The organism is Paraburkholderia franconis (assembly GCF_009362735.1).
In the GTDB taxonomy this organism is placed as follows: Bacteria; Pseudomonadota; Gammaproteobacteria; order Burkholderiales; family Burkholderiaceae; genus Paraburkholderia; species Paraburkholderia franconis.
In genome coordinates, this window is record NZ_WHNP01000004.1 from 175,004 (window position 1) to 191,358 (window position 16,355).

Sequence of the window (16,355 nt, forward strand, 5' to 3'; positions counted from 1 at the left end):
ACTGTTGGACAGTATCGCGGCGTGCTCGCCAGCAGGAGATGCGGTTCCGTGGCACCACGTCTGATATCCCGCAAGTGTCAAACGGCGGGCCAGCCATGTGGCAACGGCGAGATCCTCCTTCACATGATCGATCAGCAACGGATCGCAGCTCTCAGAGATTGGCTTGCCACCGCCATTGCGGAAAGAACGGGGACACGAGGATGCTGGGGTGCTCTATCAGATGACGCTGTGGTCCAATGAGTTGCACCCGTAGTTGCTCAAGGTCCAAGAGGTCGAGCGTTTAACCGTACGTGTCGCTAACAAACTGACGAGCGAAAACCATGTCGGATTCCGACAACCCTTCCGTGCAAACGAACACCAAGACCATCGGCAATCTTGCCGCAGCTAAAGCACATATTCGATGCGCGCTTTAAAGCGAATCTAAAAGCCTAATGCATCGGTGCTGACGACGCCAATAAGAAGAACCCTGACCCATGTTCGTCAGGTAACAGAACGAAGCGTTTTTATCTATTTCAAAAGCGCCTTTATGCCCTGGACTCGACACGCTTCTGTCACAGCCGCAAGCAAGCATGTCCGATGTCGTTCGATGTGCGCGTGCACAATCGGTTTCGATCCGACGGGTGCATAATGCGCTTCTATCGATGCAGTCGAATGTCGCCCATCGCGGAGGACGTCATGCAAGCGAAGAACGAAGAAGCCGTTGTACATCTGCTCAACGATGTCGTCGAATTCGCAAGAGGGCGATTGCCCGAACCGGCGTTCACAGCCGTCGAGCCACTTCTGCGCCGCTACTACGACTTCGCGGATGCAGACGATCTGCAAAGCCGCGGCATCGCTGATCTGTACGGCGCCGCGATGGCGCACTGGCAAACCGCGCAGCGCTTCGTGCCGGGCAGCGAACGCCTGCGCGTCTACAACCCGATACTCGAACAGCACGGCTGGCACTCCGATCACACGGTGATCGAAATCGTCAACGACGACATGCCGTTTCTCGTCGATTCCGTGGCGATGGCCGTCAACCGCCTTGGCCTTTCGCTGCATTCGGTGCTGCATCCGGTGTTTCGCATCTGGCGCGGCAGCGATGGCGGCATCGAACGCGTGGCGCCTGGGGGCGCCTCTTCTTCCGATGACGGCCACTCGCAACTCGCATCGTTCATTCATTTCGAAGTCGACCGCTGCGGCAATGCCGCGAAGCTCGACGCATTGCGCAACGACATTGCCAAGGTGCTCGGCGATGTGCGCGCCGCCGTCGAAGACTGGCCGAAGATCGTCGAGATCGCGCGTACGACGATCAAGGACATGGCCGTGCGCGAAACGAGCCCGGAAGGCGTGGAGGCGCGCGCGTTTCTCGAATGGATGCTCGCGGACCACTTCACGTTTCTCGGCCAGCGCGACTACGAACTCGTGACGCACGACGGTCAGTACGGCTTGCGCGGCGTGGCGGGCTCGGGCCTGGGCATTCTGCGCGAGTCGATGCGGCCGCAGGGCGGCTCGGACGTGACGCCGTTGCCGCCCGCCGCCGCCGACATCATCTCGGGCGCCTTCCCGATCTTTCTGACCAAGGCCAATTCGCGCGCGACGGTGCATCGTCCCGGCTATCTCGACTATGTCGGCGTGAAGCTCGTCGGGCCGGACGGCAAGATTTCGGGCGAACGGCGGTTCATCGGGCTGTACACGTCGACGGCTTATACCGCGTCGGCGTCGGAGATTCCGATCGTGCGCCGCAAATGCGCGAACATCGTGCGGAGCGCGGGCTTTCTGCCGAAAGGGCACCTCGGCAAATCGCTCGTGACCGTGCTGGAGACGTACCCACGCGACGAGCTTTTCCAGGCCGACGAGAACCAGCTCTACGACACGGCGATGGGCGTGCTGCGTTTGCAGGAGCATCAGCGCACGCGGATGTTCGTGCGGCGCGACCGCTTCGACCGTTTCGTGTCGTGCCTTGTCTTCGTGCCGCGCGACAAGTACAACACCGATCTGCGCCGGCGCATCGCGAGGCTGCTGATGGCGGCATTCAACGGCACCAACGCCGAGTTCACGCCGCTGCTATCCGAGTCGACGCTCGCGCGCATTCACTTCGTCGTGCATGCGGAGCCGGGCGCGATGCCCGACGTCGATACGCGCGAACTCGAGGCGCGGCTCATCCAGGTGGCGCGCCGTTGGCAGGACGATCTCGCGGACGCATTGCTCGACGCGTTCGGCGAAGAGCAGGGCAATCGCCTGTTGCAGCAGTATGGCGATTCGTTTCCCGCCGGCTACCGCGACGACTATCCGGCGCGCACGGCCGTGCGCGATATCGAGTTGATCGAGCGCGTGCAGGGCACCGAGTATCTCGCGATGAACCTGTATCGTCCCATCGAATCGGGGCCGCGCGCATTCCGCTTCAAGGTGTATCGCGTCGGCGAGCCGATCGCGCTGTCGCGCAGCCTGCCGATGCTCGAACATCTCGGTGTGCGCGTCGATGAAGAGCGGCCTTATCTGATCCAGGTGCAGGGCGCCGCGCCCGCATGGATTCACGACTTCGGCCTGGAGCTCGCCGACGACACCGAGTTCGACATCGAGCGCGCGAAGGATCTGTTCGAAGATGCATTCGAGCGCGTATGGACAGGCGACATCGAGAACGACAACTTCAATCGCCTCGTGCTGCGCGCGCAACTGAGCGCGCGTGAAGTGACGATCTTGCGCGCGTATGCGAAGTACTTGCGGCAGGTCGGCTCGACGTTCAGCGATGCGTATATCGAGCGCGCGCTGACGGGCAATCCGGCGATCGCGCGGATGCTGGTCGAACTGTTCGTCGCGCGCGCGGAACCGGCGACGGGCGCGACGCGCGACGCGCGCATCGACAAGATGCTGCAAACGATCGAAGCCGCGCTGGACCAGGTGCCCAATCTCGACGAGGACCGCATCCTGCGCCAGTTCCTCGGCGTGATCAACGCGACGCAACGCACGAACTACTACCGGCGCGATGCGGGCGGGAAGCCGCGCCCGTACCTGTCGTTCAAATTCGATCCGGCGAAGGTGCCGGGCCTTCCCGAGCCCAAGCCGATGTTCGAAATCTGGGTGTACTCGCCGCGCGTCGAAGGCGTGCATCTGCGCGGCGGACGTGTCGCGCGCGGCGGCTTGCGCTGGTCCGATCGGCGCGAGGATTTCCGCACCGAGGTGCTTGGCCTGATGAAGGCGCAGATGGTGAAGAACGTCGTGATCGTGCCGGTCGGATCGAAGGGCGGCTTCGTCGTGAAGAACCCGCCGTCGCCGACCGATCGCGAAGCGTGGATGCGCGAAGGCGTCGCGTGCTACCAGACGTTCCTGCGCGGCCTGCTCGATCTCACCGACAATCTGTCGGCCGGCGCGATCGTGCCGCCGCCCGATATCGTGCGGCACGATCCCGACGATCCGTATCTCGTCGTCGCCGCCGACAAGGGCACGGCCACCTTCTCCGATTACGCGAACGCGATTTCGCAGGAGTACGGCTTCTGGCTCGACGATGCGTTCGCGTCGGGCGGCTCGGTCGGCTACGACCACAAGAAAATGGGCATCACCGCGCGCGGCGCGTGGGAATCGGTGAAGCGCCACTTCCGCGAAATGGGCGTCGATACACAATCGACCGATTTCACCGTGGTCGGCGTCGGCGACATGTCGGGCGACGTGTTCGGCAACGGCATGCTGCTGTCGCCGCATATCCGCCTCATTGCCGCGTTCGATCATCGGCACATCTTTCTCGATCCGAATCCCGATCCTGCCGCGAGCTTTGCCGAACGCGAGCGTCTGTTCGCGCTGGAACGATCGAGCTGGGCCGACTATGATCCGTCGCTGATCTCGGCGGGCGGCGGCGTGTTCGCACGCAGCGCAAAGACGATTCCGCTTTCGGCCGCCGTGCAATCGATGCTCGGCATCACGGCCGCCGCGCTCGCGCCGACGGAACTGATACGCGCGATCCTTCACGCGCCCGTCGATCTGCTGTACAACGGCGGCATCGGCACCTACGTGAAGGCGAGCCGCGAAACGCATGCGCAGGTCGGCGACAAGACCAACGACGCCGTGCGCGTGAACGGTTGCGATCTGCGCTGCAAGGTGATCGCGGAAGGCGGCAACCTCGGCCTCACGCAACTGGGGCGCATCGAATTCGCGCAGCACGGCGGCCGCGTGAATACGGATGCGATCGACAATTCGGCGGGCGTCGATTGCTCCGATCATGAAGTGAACATCAAGATCCTGCTCGGCCTCGTGGTCGCGGACGGCGAGATGACGGAGAAGCAGCGCAATGCGCTGCTCGCGGAAATGACGGAGGAAGTCGGCCTGCTCGTGTTGCAGGACAACTACTATCAGACGCAGGCGCTGTCGATTGCCGGGCGCTACGCCGCTGAAATGCTCGACGCCGAAACGCGGATGATGCGCTACCTCGAACGCACAGGCCGCCTGAATCGCGTGATCGAGTTTCTGCCCACTGACGATGAAATCAACGAACGTCATGCGGCCAAACAGGGTCTGACGTCGCCCGAGCGCGCGGTGCTGCTCGCGTACAGCAAGATGTGGCTCTACGATGCGCTGCTCGAATCCGATGTGCCCGAAGATCCGCTCGTCGCGGACATGCTGGTCGATTACTTTCCGAAACCGCTGCGTCAGCGCTTCGGCGAGCCGATGCGGCGCCATCCGTTGCGCCGCGAAATTCTCGCGACGCATCTGACGAATGCGCTGATCAACCGCGTCGGCTGCGCGTTCGTGCTGCGGATGATGGAAGAAGCCGATGTGAGTCCCGGCGATATCGTGCGCGCGTGCATCGTCGCGCGCGACATCTTCGATCTGAACGACGTGTGGCGCAACATCGATGCGCTCGACAACCGCGTTGCCGATGACGTGCAGGCGCGCATGTTCGTCGAGATCACGAAGCTGCTGGAGCGCGCGGCGCTGTGGATTCTGCGTCATCTGAAGTCGGGCGACGTGAAGGATGTGAGCGTGACCGACCTGATCGCGCGTTGCCGCGATGCCGCGCAACGGCTCGCGCCACAACTGCCGATGCTGCTGCCCGCAGCGGATATCGAAGCGTTGTCCGAACGCCAGCGCGTGCTCGTCGATGCGGGCGTCGACAGCGAGCTTGCCGTGCGCGTCGCGAGCGGCGACATTCCGGCCGCGTTGCTAGACATTGCCGAAGTCGCATCGGCGACGCAACGCGGTATCGAGCTCGTGGCAGGCGTGTATTTCGCGTTGGGCACGCAGCTGAACTACGGCTGGATCGGCGAGCGCGCGGCGGAACTGCCGACGCCGGCGAACTGGGATGTGATCGCGCGCGCGGGCGCGCTGGCCGAACTCGGGCGGCTGAAGCGCGCGCTGACCACGGGCGCGCTCGCCGAAACGCCCGACGCGAACGACGCGCAAGCCGTCGTCGATGCATGGCGCAGCAAGCGCGAAGCAGTGCTCGGACGCTACGCGCAGCTGCTGACGGAGCTGCGCGCGGCAGGCGGCGCGAGTCTGTCGATGCTGCTCGTCGTGGTCGGCGCGATGGCGACGCTCGAACGCCACTGAAGCAGGGAAGGGCGGCGCGCCCGACGACGGCGCGCGCCGCCGCGCATGCCGCGGCGGCCTGCGCCCGCGCGCCCTGTTCGACAGCAATGCAGCGGATTGCCCGATAATAGTCGTTATCGACAATCCTTCACTAAACGATCATGACCGAATCCGCTGCTACTTCCAACGTTGCGTCCAATGTGCCGCGTCTGACGAGCCTGTCGCATGGCGGCGGCTGCGGGTGCAAGATCGCGCCCGGCGTGCTGTCCGATCTGCTGAAGCGCAACATGCCGATGCCGTCGTTTCCCGACCTGCTGGTGGGCACGGAAACGGCCGATGACGCAGCCGTCTATCGCCTGAACGACGAGCAGGCGATCATCGCGACCACCGATTTCTTCATGCCGATCGTCGACGATCCGTACGATTTCGGCCGCATTGCCGCCACCAACGCGCTCTCGGATGTCTACGCGATGGGTGGCAAGCCGATCCTCGCGCTTGCGCTCGTGGGCATGCCGATCAACGTGTTGCCGCACGACGTGATCGCGGCCGTGCTGCGCGGCGGAGAGGACGTTTGCGCGCAGGCGGGCATTCCCGTCGCGGGCGGCCATTCGATCGATTCCGTCGAGCCGATCTACGGTCTTGCCGCGCTCGGTGTCGTGCATCCGAAGCGTGTGAAGCGCAATGCGTCGGCGCAGGCCGGCGACGTGCTCGTGCTCGGCAAGCCGCTCGGCGTGGGCGTGCTGTCGGCGGCGCTCAAGAAAAATCAGCTCGACGAGGCCGGTTATGCGGCGATGATCGCCGCGACGACGAAACTCAATCGCCCCGGCACGGAGCTCGCCGCACTCGACGGCGTGCACGCGATGACGGACGTGACGGGCTTCGGCCTGCTCGGCCATGCGCTCGAACTCGCGCGCGGCGCGAAGCTGACGGCGCGCGTGCGCTACGCCGATCTGCCGTGGATCGCGGGCGTCGATGCGCTCGCGGCGGCGGGCACGTTCACGGGCGCATCGGGCCGCAACTGGGCTTCGTATGGCGAAGACGTGCGCCTCGCCGACAGCCTGCCCGCAACGGCGCGCACGTTGCTCACCGATCCACAGACGTCGGGCGGTCTGCTTGTGTCGTGCTCGCCGTCCGTCGTCGATGACGTGCTCGCGATCTTCCGCGCCGACGGTTTCGATCGCGCGGCCGTGATCGGCGAACTGCACGATGGCGCATCGCGCGTCGAAGTCGTCTGATCCTGCGTTGCGCCCCTCGCATTACGACAACACGAAGAGCCTATGACAGAAGAATCACCGAAGGCCATTTTTTACGCGCTCGCGGCGAACCTCGGCATTGCGCTGTGCAAGTTCGCCGCAGCGGCATTCACTGGTTCGGGCTCGATGTTCGCGGAAGCGATTCACTCGACGGCCGATTGCGGCAATCAGGTGCTGCTGCTGTTCGGCCTGAAGCAGGCGCGCCGGCCGGCAAGCATGTTGCATCCGCTCGGCGCGGGACGCGCGATCTACTTCTATTCGCTGATCGTCGCGTTGCTGCTGTTCTTCGTCGGCGGTGTGTTTTCCGTCTATGAAGGCGCGCATCGGCTCGTTGCGCGCGAGCCGCTGTCGCATGCGTATATCGCGCTCGGCGTGCTGGGCGTGTCGGTCGTGCTCGAAGCGTTTTCGCTGATGGGCGCGCTCAAGGAAATCCGCAAGACGAATCCCAACAAGTCGATGTGGCGATGGTTTCGCGAGACGCGCGAATCGGAGCTGCTCGTCGTCACGGGCGAAGACGTGGCCGCGCTGCTCGGTCTCGCGATCGCGTTCGCCGCCGTGCTTGCAACGATGGTGACGGGCAATCCCGCGTATGACGCGTGGGGCTCGATCGGCGTCGGCGTGCTGCTGATGGTGATTGCGTTCCTGGTTGCGCGCGAGGTGAAGTCGATGATCATCGGCGAATCCGCGAGCCCGGAAGTGCGGCGCGCGATCGAAGCGCATCTGCGTACACGCAACGAGATTCGCAGCATCATCAATCTGATCACGCTGCAATGGGGCAAACACGTGGTGGTCGCGGTGCAGGCGGAGATGATCGACTACGAAAGCGGCCGCGCAATGGTCGATGCGATCAACGTCGTCGAAGCAGATCTTCAAGAGGAATTTCCGCAGGTGCGGTGGGTCTTTTTCGAACCGGATGTACCGAGAGTGCGCACTGAGGCTTCACTCGATTAAAGCACCATGGTTCTTTATATTTGCCTTTCTTTTATGCGTAATAGCTATTCAATTCGCTAATTCGGAAATTGGCTAATGGAAAACAATTGAATGCCTTCTATACTTAGCTCCGCCCTTTTCCGCGAGGGCATGCATTCCATTCCCAATCGACGAATACGCACAAAGGAAGGACTTGTCATGGTGACTCGCACGGCTGGAGTTTTAACCGCATTGGCATTGGCCGCATGCTCGGCCATTTCGCCGCTCGCGAACGCGCAGGATGACGCCGGTTTCTCTCAAGGCAATGGCGAGTCGAAAGGCCGTCCCGTCAAGGTGATGATCATTTCGATGTTCGGGCCGGAAGGGCAGGTGTGGCTCGACAAGCTGGGCCCGTGGCAAGACATCTCCGTTGCGGGTCTTTCGCCCGACTATCCCGCCATTCATTGCAACAAGCAGGACATCTGCGTGATGACGACGGGCATGGGGCACGCGAATGCGGCTGCATCGACGATGGCACTCGCGTTCTCTTCGCGTTTCGATTTGCGGCATACGTATTTCATGGTCGCGGGCATTGCGGGTATCGATCCGATTCAGGGCACGGTCGGCTCCGCGGCGTGGGCCAAATACCTTGTCGATTTCGGCATTCAATGGGAAATAGACGGACGCGAAATTCCTTCAGGCTGGAATACCGGTTATCTCGGCATCAATACGAAAAGCCCGACAGACAAGCCGCCGCTCGACTACAAAACGGAACTGTTCCAGTTGAATCCGCGACTCGCCGATACGGCTTTTGCGCTGTCGCGTAGCGTGGTGCTTTCGGACAATCCGCAAGCCCAGGCGGCGCGTGCCAAATACAATTACGCGCCCGCCAATCGTCCGCCCACTGTCATTCAGTGCGACACGCTTGCGGGCGATACGTGGTGGTCCGGCACGAAGCTAGGCGAACGCGCGCGCGAATGGACGAAGATTCTCACGGACGGCAAGGGCGTCTACTGCACGACGCAGCAGGAAGACAACGCAACGTACGAAGCGCTGAAACGCGCGGCGAGCGCGCATCGCGTCGATCTGAATCGCGTGGCCGTGTTGCGCGCGGGCTCGGATTTCGATCGTCCATACGATGGCCAGACGAGCGCGGACAATCTGCTCAACTACGCTGCGCAAGGCGGCTTCAACATTGCACTCGAGAACCTCTATCGCGCGGGTAATCCGCTCGTGCAGGATATTGTGTCGCATTGGGGCGAATGGCGCGATGGCGTGCCGCAACGCTAGCGTTAAAACGCAAGACATCAAATCCGTATCTGGAAGTGCAAAGCGCTCAATCGTATAAAAGCGATTGAGCGCTTTGCTATTGCACAGTGCTTTTGTGCACGCTTACCGCGCACTCATTGCGCACACACGGTACAACTCAATGCGTGCGATAAGGCGTCCACACGGGAATGTCCGTGCTCCAGTCATCGAGTTCTGACGGGCTCATGATCGGCTCCTGCAATTAAAACGAAGATTTAGCTTATTGGCCGCGAGCGACGCGCACGCTGCGCTGTTCTTGTTCGTCGTTCTGCACGGCGAGACGCTCCGCTTGCGTGCGGCCAACGAGGCCTTGCTCCGGATACGAGGTCTTGTTCAGCGAGGGCAGCGTGCCATCGCGATACGCGTCCGTCAGTTCCGCACGAACTTCAGCGCGCGACTTCTGCGCCGATGCGCTCTCCGAATGCTGCCACCACTGATCGTTGTACGAACCCGCGCGGCCGATTCCGCCACCGCCTTGAGCGAATGCCGGTGCGCTGACGAGCAGCGAAAGAACAAGACCTGCCAGTAGATTGCGCTTCATGATTCACCCCTGTGTTTCGTTTGCCGCGCCTCGATCGGCGCTGCGACAGGGTGAAATGTAGGCTTTGACGTGCGGGCGATAAACCCGACTTTCGTGAAATGAATTGTCGTGATTTCGGAACAATCGCGGCGCGAAGCCGCGATCGTCCATTTAAACAAAGGCCGCGCGGATCAGGCGACCCACTCCGACATGACGGGCGTATTGATGTCCGGCGCGGATTCTTTCTGCTCGAACGTGCGCTGCGAGCACGTCTTGTCGAGGCTCGCACGGCCGCTCAAGAGCGGACAGCGGTCGAACAGTTCCGCAATCCAGTCGACGAATACACGCACCTTCGACGACAGATGCCGGCTATGCGGATACACGACGGAGATCGGCATCGGCAGCGGTTTCAGATCGGGCAGCACTTCGACCAGTTGCCCCGAGCGCAGATGCGGCAGCACCATGAAGAGCGGCGGCTGGATCAGGCCGAAGCCTTCGAGGCCGCACGTCACGTAAGCGTCCGCGTCATTCACAGACACCAGGCCCTTCATTTTCACTTCGAGTTCCTTGCCGTCGACGAGAAACGACCAGTCCATAGTGCGGCCCGTGCGGCTCGAAAAATAATTGACGGCCTTGTGATGTTCGAGATCTTCGAGCGTCTGAGGAATGCCCGCGCGCTCGACATACGACGGCGCCGCGCACGACACGCCTTCGAATAACCCTATTCGACGTGCGACCAAAGACGAATCCTGCAGCGCGCCGACGCGCACCACGCAATCGACGCCTTCCTGCAAGAGATCGACAGGGCGATCGGACAGGCCGAGTTGCAGATCGATATCCGGGTACTTCGTGTGGAATTCGCACAATGCGGGAATGACGAGCAAACGTCCGATCGATCCCGGCATGTCGATACGCAGCTTGCCACTCGGCTTTTTATTGCCGCTCTGAAAACTCGCTTCCGTCTCTTCGACATCGGCAAGAATGCGCACGCAGCGCTCGTAATACGCGGCGCCATCGGGCGTCAGCGACAGACGGCGCGTCGTACGGTGCAACAGGCGCGTGCCGAGAAAAGCTTCGAGATTCTGGATGATCGTCGTGACGGAAGCGCGTGGCAGATCGAGCGTTTCCGCAGCCCGGGTGAAGCTATTCGTGTCGACGACCCGGGTGAACACTTGCATGGCCTGAAGCCGGTCCATTGCAAACCTCCGAAAGAGCCGGAGCACTGGTGAAGCATCCGCTTTAGTTGGCTGGTGGCGCCGAATAAAGCCTTTCGATTGTTCAGGTGCACCGAATTGTGTTGCCGGATTATAGGCATTTATTTGGAAGTCTGCTGGACCCACAATTCGCACCATTCGATAGCTTCGCGCATTGCGCTGTTCGACATGGATGCATTCAACCCGCGCCACACCTTTGTCCCGCCGGCCACGAGCCTGGCGGAAAACGCTGCGTCGCTCGATGTCACCGACGTGCAGATAGAAGGCTACGCGCAGGACATCACTTTGCGCCTGTACCGGCGGGCCGCCGCGAAAAGCGGCTTGCCGATCCTGCTCTATTTCCACGGCGGAGGTTTCGTGCGCGGCTCGCTCGCAGAAGCCGATTTCGCCGCGCGTTATTTCGCGCAACACACGCCCGCACTCGTCGTGTCGGTCGGCTATTCGCTCGCGCCGCAGTTTCCGTTTCCCGCCGCGCCAGAAGATGCGCATCGCGCGGCGCTGTGGGTGCAGACACGCGCACGCGCGTTCGGCGGCAACACGAAAAAGATCGGCGTCGCGGGCCACGACGCGGGCGGCTCGCTTGCGAATTGCCTCGCGTTCATTGGCCGCGATCGCGGCGATGTGCGCATCGATGCGCAAGCGCTGTTCGGCCCGATGCTCGATCCGAGCCTCACGCGTCTTGGCGACGAAAAGCGCTTGAGCTCGGACATCACCGCGAGCGAATGCGCGGCGTGTTATCGCGCGTATCTCCCGCAAGCGGCGCAGCGCATGCACCCATATGCGGCGCCTCTCGAATCGGTGCGGCTCAAGGGCTTGCCCGCGACGCTGATCGCGACCGCGCAAAACGACGTGCTGCACGTCGAAGCGGAGAAGTACGCGAGCAACCTGATCGAGGCCGGCGTGCAGACGCAGGTGGTGCGCTATCCGAGCGTGTCGCACGCGGCGCTCGCCAATCATTCCGCGGCGCTGCTCGAGGCCGTTCGATTCTTCCAGTGGCGCTTCGACGAGCGCTCACTCCGATAAACAAACTTCTCAACTAAATTCCGGAGTCTGACATGTCTGTTTTTCCTCTCTCGCGTTCGAAGCTGGCGCTCGCCGCGCTGGCCGTCATCGTGATCGCGGGGCTCGGCACGTTCGGCGCGATTCGCGTCGACGCGCGCTCCCCCGCGCAATCCGCGCCGACGATCGTCCCCGAAGTCGATGTCGCCACTGTCGTGCAGAAGACCATCACCGACTGGCAAACCTATTCGGGCCGTCTTCAGGCGGTCGAGCGAGTCGACGTGCGGCCGCTCGTGTCGGGCACGATCGTGTCCGTGAACTTCCAGGACGGCGCGCTCGTGAAGAAGGGCGACGTGCTGTTCGTGATCGATCCGCGCCCGTACCAGGCGGAAGTCGATCGCGCGGCGGCGCAGCTTGCGGCCGCGCAGTCCCGCGCGGGCTACGCGCAAAGCGACTGGGAGCGCGCGCAGCGACTGATCGGCGATAGCGCGATTGCAAAGCGCGACTACGACGAGAAGCAGAACGGCGCGCGCGAAGCGAACGCGAACGTCAAGGCGGCGCAAGCCGCGCTCGAAGCCGCGCAGATCAATCTCGGCTACACGAAGATCGTCGCGCCCGTCGCGGGCCGCGTGTCGCGCGCGGAGATCACGCTCGGCAACGTCGTGAACGCGGGCGCAAACGCCGCGCCGCTGACGACGCTCGTGTCCGTGTCGCCGATCTACGCGGAGTTCGACGCCGACGAGCAGACGTATCTGCGCTACATCAGCCAGGTGAAGAACGACAGCAAGGTGCCCGTCGAACTGGGCCTCGCGAACGAAACGGGCTACTCGCGCAAGGGCACGATCGAATCCGTCGACAACCGGCTGGATACGTCGTCGGGCACGATCCGCGTGCGCGCGCGTTTCGACAACGGCGACGGCTCGCTGGTGCCGGGCCTCTATGCGCGCGTGAAAGTGGGCGGCAGCGCGCCGCATTCGGCGCTGCTGATCGACGATGCCGCCGTCGGCACGGACCAGGACAAGAAGTTCGTGTTCGTCGTCGACAAGGACGAGCACGTTGTGTATCGCGAAGTGCAGCTCGGCGATCTGCAAGGCAACCTGCGCGTCGTGAAGAGCGGCTTGCAGCCGGGCGATCGTATCGTCGTGAACGGCACGCAGCGTGTGCGTCCCGGTGCACAGATTCGCGCGCACATGGTGGCGATGGGCGGCGGCGACGCCGACAGCGCATCCATTGCCGACGACGCGAAGGCGGAAAAAGACGCGCAGCTCGACGCAACGAAGCAGAAGCACTCCGAACCGCAAGCGCAATCGACGACGCAATCGAATACGCAAACGCAGGCGCAAACGCAGCCGCGCGCGAAGGCGCGCAAGGCGTCGTGAGCGGCCGGTCGGCTCATCGGCCGACGCAATCCTTCGATGCATGCGTAGAAAGCCGTAGGCGCTCCAACATCAAGAGCTTCACATGAACATATCCAAATTCTTCATCGACCGGCCCATCTTCGCTGGTGTTCTATCGGTCGTGATCCTGCTCGCGGGTATGATCGCGCTGTTCCAGCTGCCGATCTCCGAGTACCCGGAAGTGGTGCCGCCTTCCGTGGTGGTGCATGCGCAGTATCCGGGCGCGAACCCGAAGGTGATCGCCGAAGCCGTCGCGTCGCCGCTCGAAGAGCAGATCAACGGCGTCGAGAACATGCTGTACATGCAGTCGCAGGCCAATAGCGACGGCAATCTCACGTTGACGGTCACGTTCAAGCTCGGCACGAACCCCGATCTCGCGACGCAGCTCGTGCAGAACCGCGTGAACCAGGCGTTGCCGCGTCTGCCGGAAGACGTGCAACGGCTCGGCGTAACGACGATCAAGAGCTCGCCGACGCTGACGATGGTCGTGCACCTGATCTCGCCGAACGACCGCTACGACATGACGTATCTGCGCAACTACGCGCTGCTCAACGTGAAAGACCGTCTTGAGCGGATCAAGGGCGTGGGCGAGGTGCAGCTGTGGGGTGCGGGCGACTATTCGATGCGGGTGTGGCTCGATCCGCAGAAGGTCGCGCAACGCAATCTGACGGCAATGGAAGTCGTCAACGCAATTCGCGAGCAGAACATTCAGGTTGCTGCCGGGGTGATCGGCGCATCGCCGTCGGTGCCGGGCACGCCGCTGCAATTGTCGGTGAACGCGCGCGGCCGTCTGAAGACGGAGGGCGAGTTCGGGGACATCGTCGTGAAGACGGCCCCCGATGGTGCCGTCACGTATCTGCGCGATATCGCGCGTATCGAGCTTGCGGCTTCGGAATACGGGTTGCGCTCGCTGCTCGACAACAAGCCGGCCGTGGCAATGGCGATCAACCAGTCGCCGGGCGCGAACTCGCTGCAAATTTCCGACGAAGTCCGCGCGACGATGAAGGAACTGAGCGCGGATTTTCCGGCTGATGTCGAGTACCGGATCGTCTATGACCCGACGCAGTTCGTGCGCTCGAGTATCGAGGCCGTCGTGCACACGCTGCTCGAAGCGATCGCGCTCGTCGTGATCGTGGTGATCGTGTTCCTGCAAACGTGGCGCGCGTCGATCATTCCGTTGATCGCGGTGCCCGTGTCGATCGTCGGCACGTTCTCGCTGCTGCTCGCGTTCGGTTTCTCGATCAACGCGCTGTCGCTGTTCGGGATGGTGCTCGCGATCGGTATCGTGGTCGACGATGCGATCGTGGTCGTGGAGAACGTCGAGCGCAACATCGAGCGCGGGCTCAGCGCGCGCGATGCAACCTACAAGGCGATGCAGGAAGTAAGCGGGCCGATCATCGCGATCGCGCTCACGCTGGTTGCCGTGTTCGTGCCGCTCGCGTTCATGAGCGGCCTGACGGGCCAGTTCTACAAGCAGTTCGCAATGACGATCGCCATTTCGACGGTGATCTCCGCGTTCAACTCGCTGACGCTGTCGCCTGCGCTGTCGGCGATGCTGCTGCGCGGGCACGGCGAGAAGGAAGACATTCTCACGCGCGTGATGAACCGCGTGCTGGGACGCTTCTTCAACGCGTTCAACAAGGTGTTCCATCGCGGCTCGGACAGCTACGGTCGCGGCGTGAACGGCGTGCTCAAGCGCAAGGGTGCAATGCTCGTCGTCTATGCCGTGCTGCTCGGCCTGACGGTGCTCGTGTCGCGCGTCGTGCCCGGCGGCTTCGTGCCCGCGCAGGACAAGGAGTATCTGATCGCGTTCGCGCAACTGCCGAATGGCGCTTCGCTCGACCGCACCGAGAAGGTGATCCGCGACATGAGCGCGATTGCGCTGAAGCAGCCGGGCGTGGAAAACGCGGTGGCGTTCCCTGGCCTGTCGGTGAACGGCTTCACGAACAGTTCGAGCGCGGGCATCGTGTTCGTCGCGCTCAAGCCGTTCGATCAGCGCAAGGGCAAGGCGCTGTCGGCGGGCGCCATTGCGGGCGCATTGAACCAGCAGTACGGCGCGATCAAGGATTCGTTCGTCGCCGTGTTCCCGCCGCCGCCCGTGCTCGGCCTCGGTACGCTGGGCGGCTTCAAGATGCAGCTGGAGGACCATGGCGCGGTCGGTTATGCAGAGCTGAACAAGGCGACGGAAGCGTTCATCAAGAAGGCGTCCGCGACGCCCGAACTCGGCCCGACGTTCTCGAGCTATCAGATCAACGTGCCGCAGCTGAACGTCGATCTCGACCGCGTGAAGGCGAAGCAGCTGGGCGTGCCCGTGACGGATGTGTTCAACACGATGCAGGTGTATCTCGGCTCGCTGTATGTGAACGACTTCAACCGCTTCGGCCGCGTGTACCAGGTGCGTGTGCAGGCGGATGCGCCGTTCCGTCAACGCGCCGACGACATCCTGCAACTGAAGACGCGCAACGTGAATGGTGACATGGTGCCGCTGTCGTCGCTCGTGACAGTGACGCCGACGTATGGCCCGGAAATGGTCGTGCGCTACAACGGCTATACGGCCGCCGATATCAACGGCGGCCCGGCGCCGGGCTTCTCGTCGGGTGAAGCGCAGGCGGCCGCCGAACGCATCGCGGCGCAAGTGCTGCCGAAGGGCGTGAAGTTCGAATGGACCGACCTCACGTATCAGCAGATTCTTGCTGGCAATGCGGGGCTGTGGGTGTTCCCGATCAGCGTGCTGCTGGTGTTCCTCGTGCTCGCCGCGCTGTACGAGAGCCTGACGCTGCCGCTCGCGGTGATCCTGATCGTGCCGATGAGCGTGCTGTCCGCGCTAGCCGGCGTGTGGCTCACGCAGGGTGACAACAACATCTTTACGCAGATCGGCTTGATGGTGCTGGTGGGGCTCGCGTCGAAGAACGCGATCCTGATCGTCGAATTCGCGCGTGAGCTGGAGCACGACGGACGCACGCCGATGGCGGCCGCCATCGAAGCGAGCCGCATGCGTCTGCGTCCGATTCTGATGACGTCGATCGCGTTCATCATGGGCGTGGTGCCGCTGGTCGTGTCGAGCGGGGCGGGTTCCGAAATGCGTCACGCGATGGGCGTGGCCGTGTTCTTCGGGATGCTCGGCGTCACGCTCTTCGGCCTGATGCTGACGCCCGTGTTCTACGTAGTGTTGCGGACGCTGGCGGGCGGCAAGATTCACGTCGCGCAAAAGGACTCGCCGCATCTCGTCGCGCATACGACGGATGCATGATGGAGA

At 62.9% G+C, this 16,355-nt stretch carries 9 protein-coding genes; 7 read left to right on the forward strand and 2 right to left on the reverse strand.

Going from position 1 to position 16,355, the window contains the following annotated elements:
• Positions 1-675 precede the first annotated feature (675 nt).
• From GCT13_RS05830 to GCT13_RS05845, 4 genes are all read left to right on the forward strand, one after another.
• Positions 676-5,520, forward strand: coding sequence for an NAD-glutamate dehydrogenase (locus GCT13_RS05830; protein WP_152755837.1), 4,845 nt, complete (start codon positions 676-678; stop codon positions 5,518-5,520).
• 140 nt (positions 5,521-5,660) lie between these two features.
• Positions 5,661-6,734 carry a selenide, water dikinase SelD gene (gene selD / locus GCT13_RS05835; RefSeq protein WP_152755839.1) on the forward strand — a complete coding sequence of 358 codons (1,074 nt, stop codon included), beginning with the start codon at positions 5,661-5,663 and terminating at the stop codon, positions 6,732-6,734.
• Between the two features lie 42 nt (positions 6,735-6,776).
• Positions 6,777-7,703 (forward strand): cation diffusion facilitator family transporter, encoded by a 927-nt coding sequence (locus GCT13_RS05840; protein WP_152755841.1) that lies wholly within the window; start codon positions 6,777-6,779, stop codon positions 7,701-7,703.
• A gap of 177 nt (positions 7,704-7,880) precedes the next feature.
• Positions 7,881-8,951 (forward strand): purine-nucleoside phosphorylase, encoded by a 1,071-nt coding sequence (locus GCT13_RS05845; protein WP_152755843.1) that lies wholly within the window; start codon positions 7,881-7,883, stop codon positions 8,949-8,951.
• A gap of 238 nt (positions 8,952-9,189) precedes the next feature.
• Here GCT13_RS05845 and GCT13_RS05850 read toward each other — a convergent pair whose 3' ends face one another.
• Both GCT13_RS05850 and GCT13_RS05855 read right to left on the reverse strand, forming a co-directional pair.
• Positions 9,190-9,510 carry a DUF4148 domain-containing protein gene (locus GCT13_RS05850; protein WP_152755845.1) on the reverse strand — a complete coding sequence of 107 codons (321 nt, stop codon included), beginning with the start codon at positions 9,508-9,510 and terminating at the stop codon, positions 9,190-9,192.
• A 170-nt stretch (positions 9,511-9,680) separates the two neighbouring features.
• A complete protein-coding gene (locus tag GCT13_RS05855) occupies positions 9,681-10,685 on the reverse strand; it encodes a LysR family transcriptional regulator (RefSeq protein WP_152755847.1) in 1,005 nt (334 codons plus the stop codon).
• Between the two features lie 186 nt (positions 10,686-10,871).
• Between GCT13_RS05855 and GCT13_RS05860 the strand changes: the two genes are divergently transcribed.
• From GCT13_RS05860 to GCT13_RS05870, 3 genes are all read left to right on the forward strand, one after another.
• Positions 10,872-11,726 carry an alpha/beta hydrolase gene (locus tag GCT13_RS05860; protein ID WP_090867644.1) on the forward strand — a complete coding sequence of 285 codons (855 nt, stop codon included), beginning with the start codon at positions 10,872-10,874 and terminating at the stop codon, positions 11,724-11,726.
• A 32-nt stretch (positions 11,727-11,758) separates the two neighbouring features.
• Positions 11,759-13,081 carry an efflux RND transporter periplasmic adaptor subunit gene (locus GCT13_RS05865; RefSeq protein ID WP_152755849.1) on the forward strand — a complete coding sequence of 441 codons (1,323 nt, stop codon included), beginning with the start codon at positions 11,759-11,761 and terminating at the stop codon, positions 13,079-13,081.
• An 82-nt stretch (positions 13,082-13,163) separates the two neighbouring features.
• Entirely contained in the window at positions 13,164-16,349 is a 3,186-nt protein-coding gene (locus GCT13_RS05870) for an efflux RND transporter permease subunit (RefSeq protein WP_152755851.1), read from the forward strand.
• Positions 16,350-16,355: the final 6 nt, after the last annotated feature.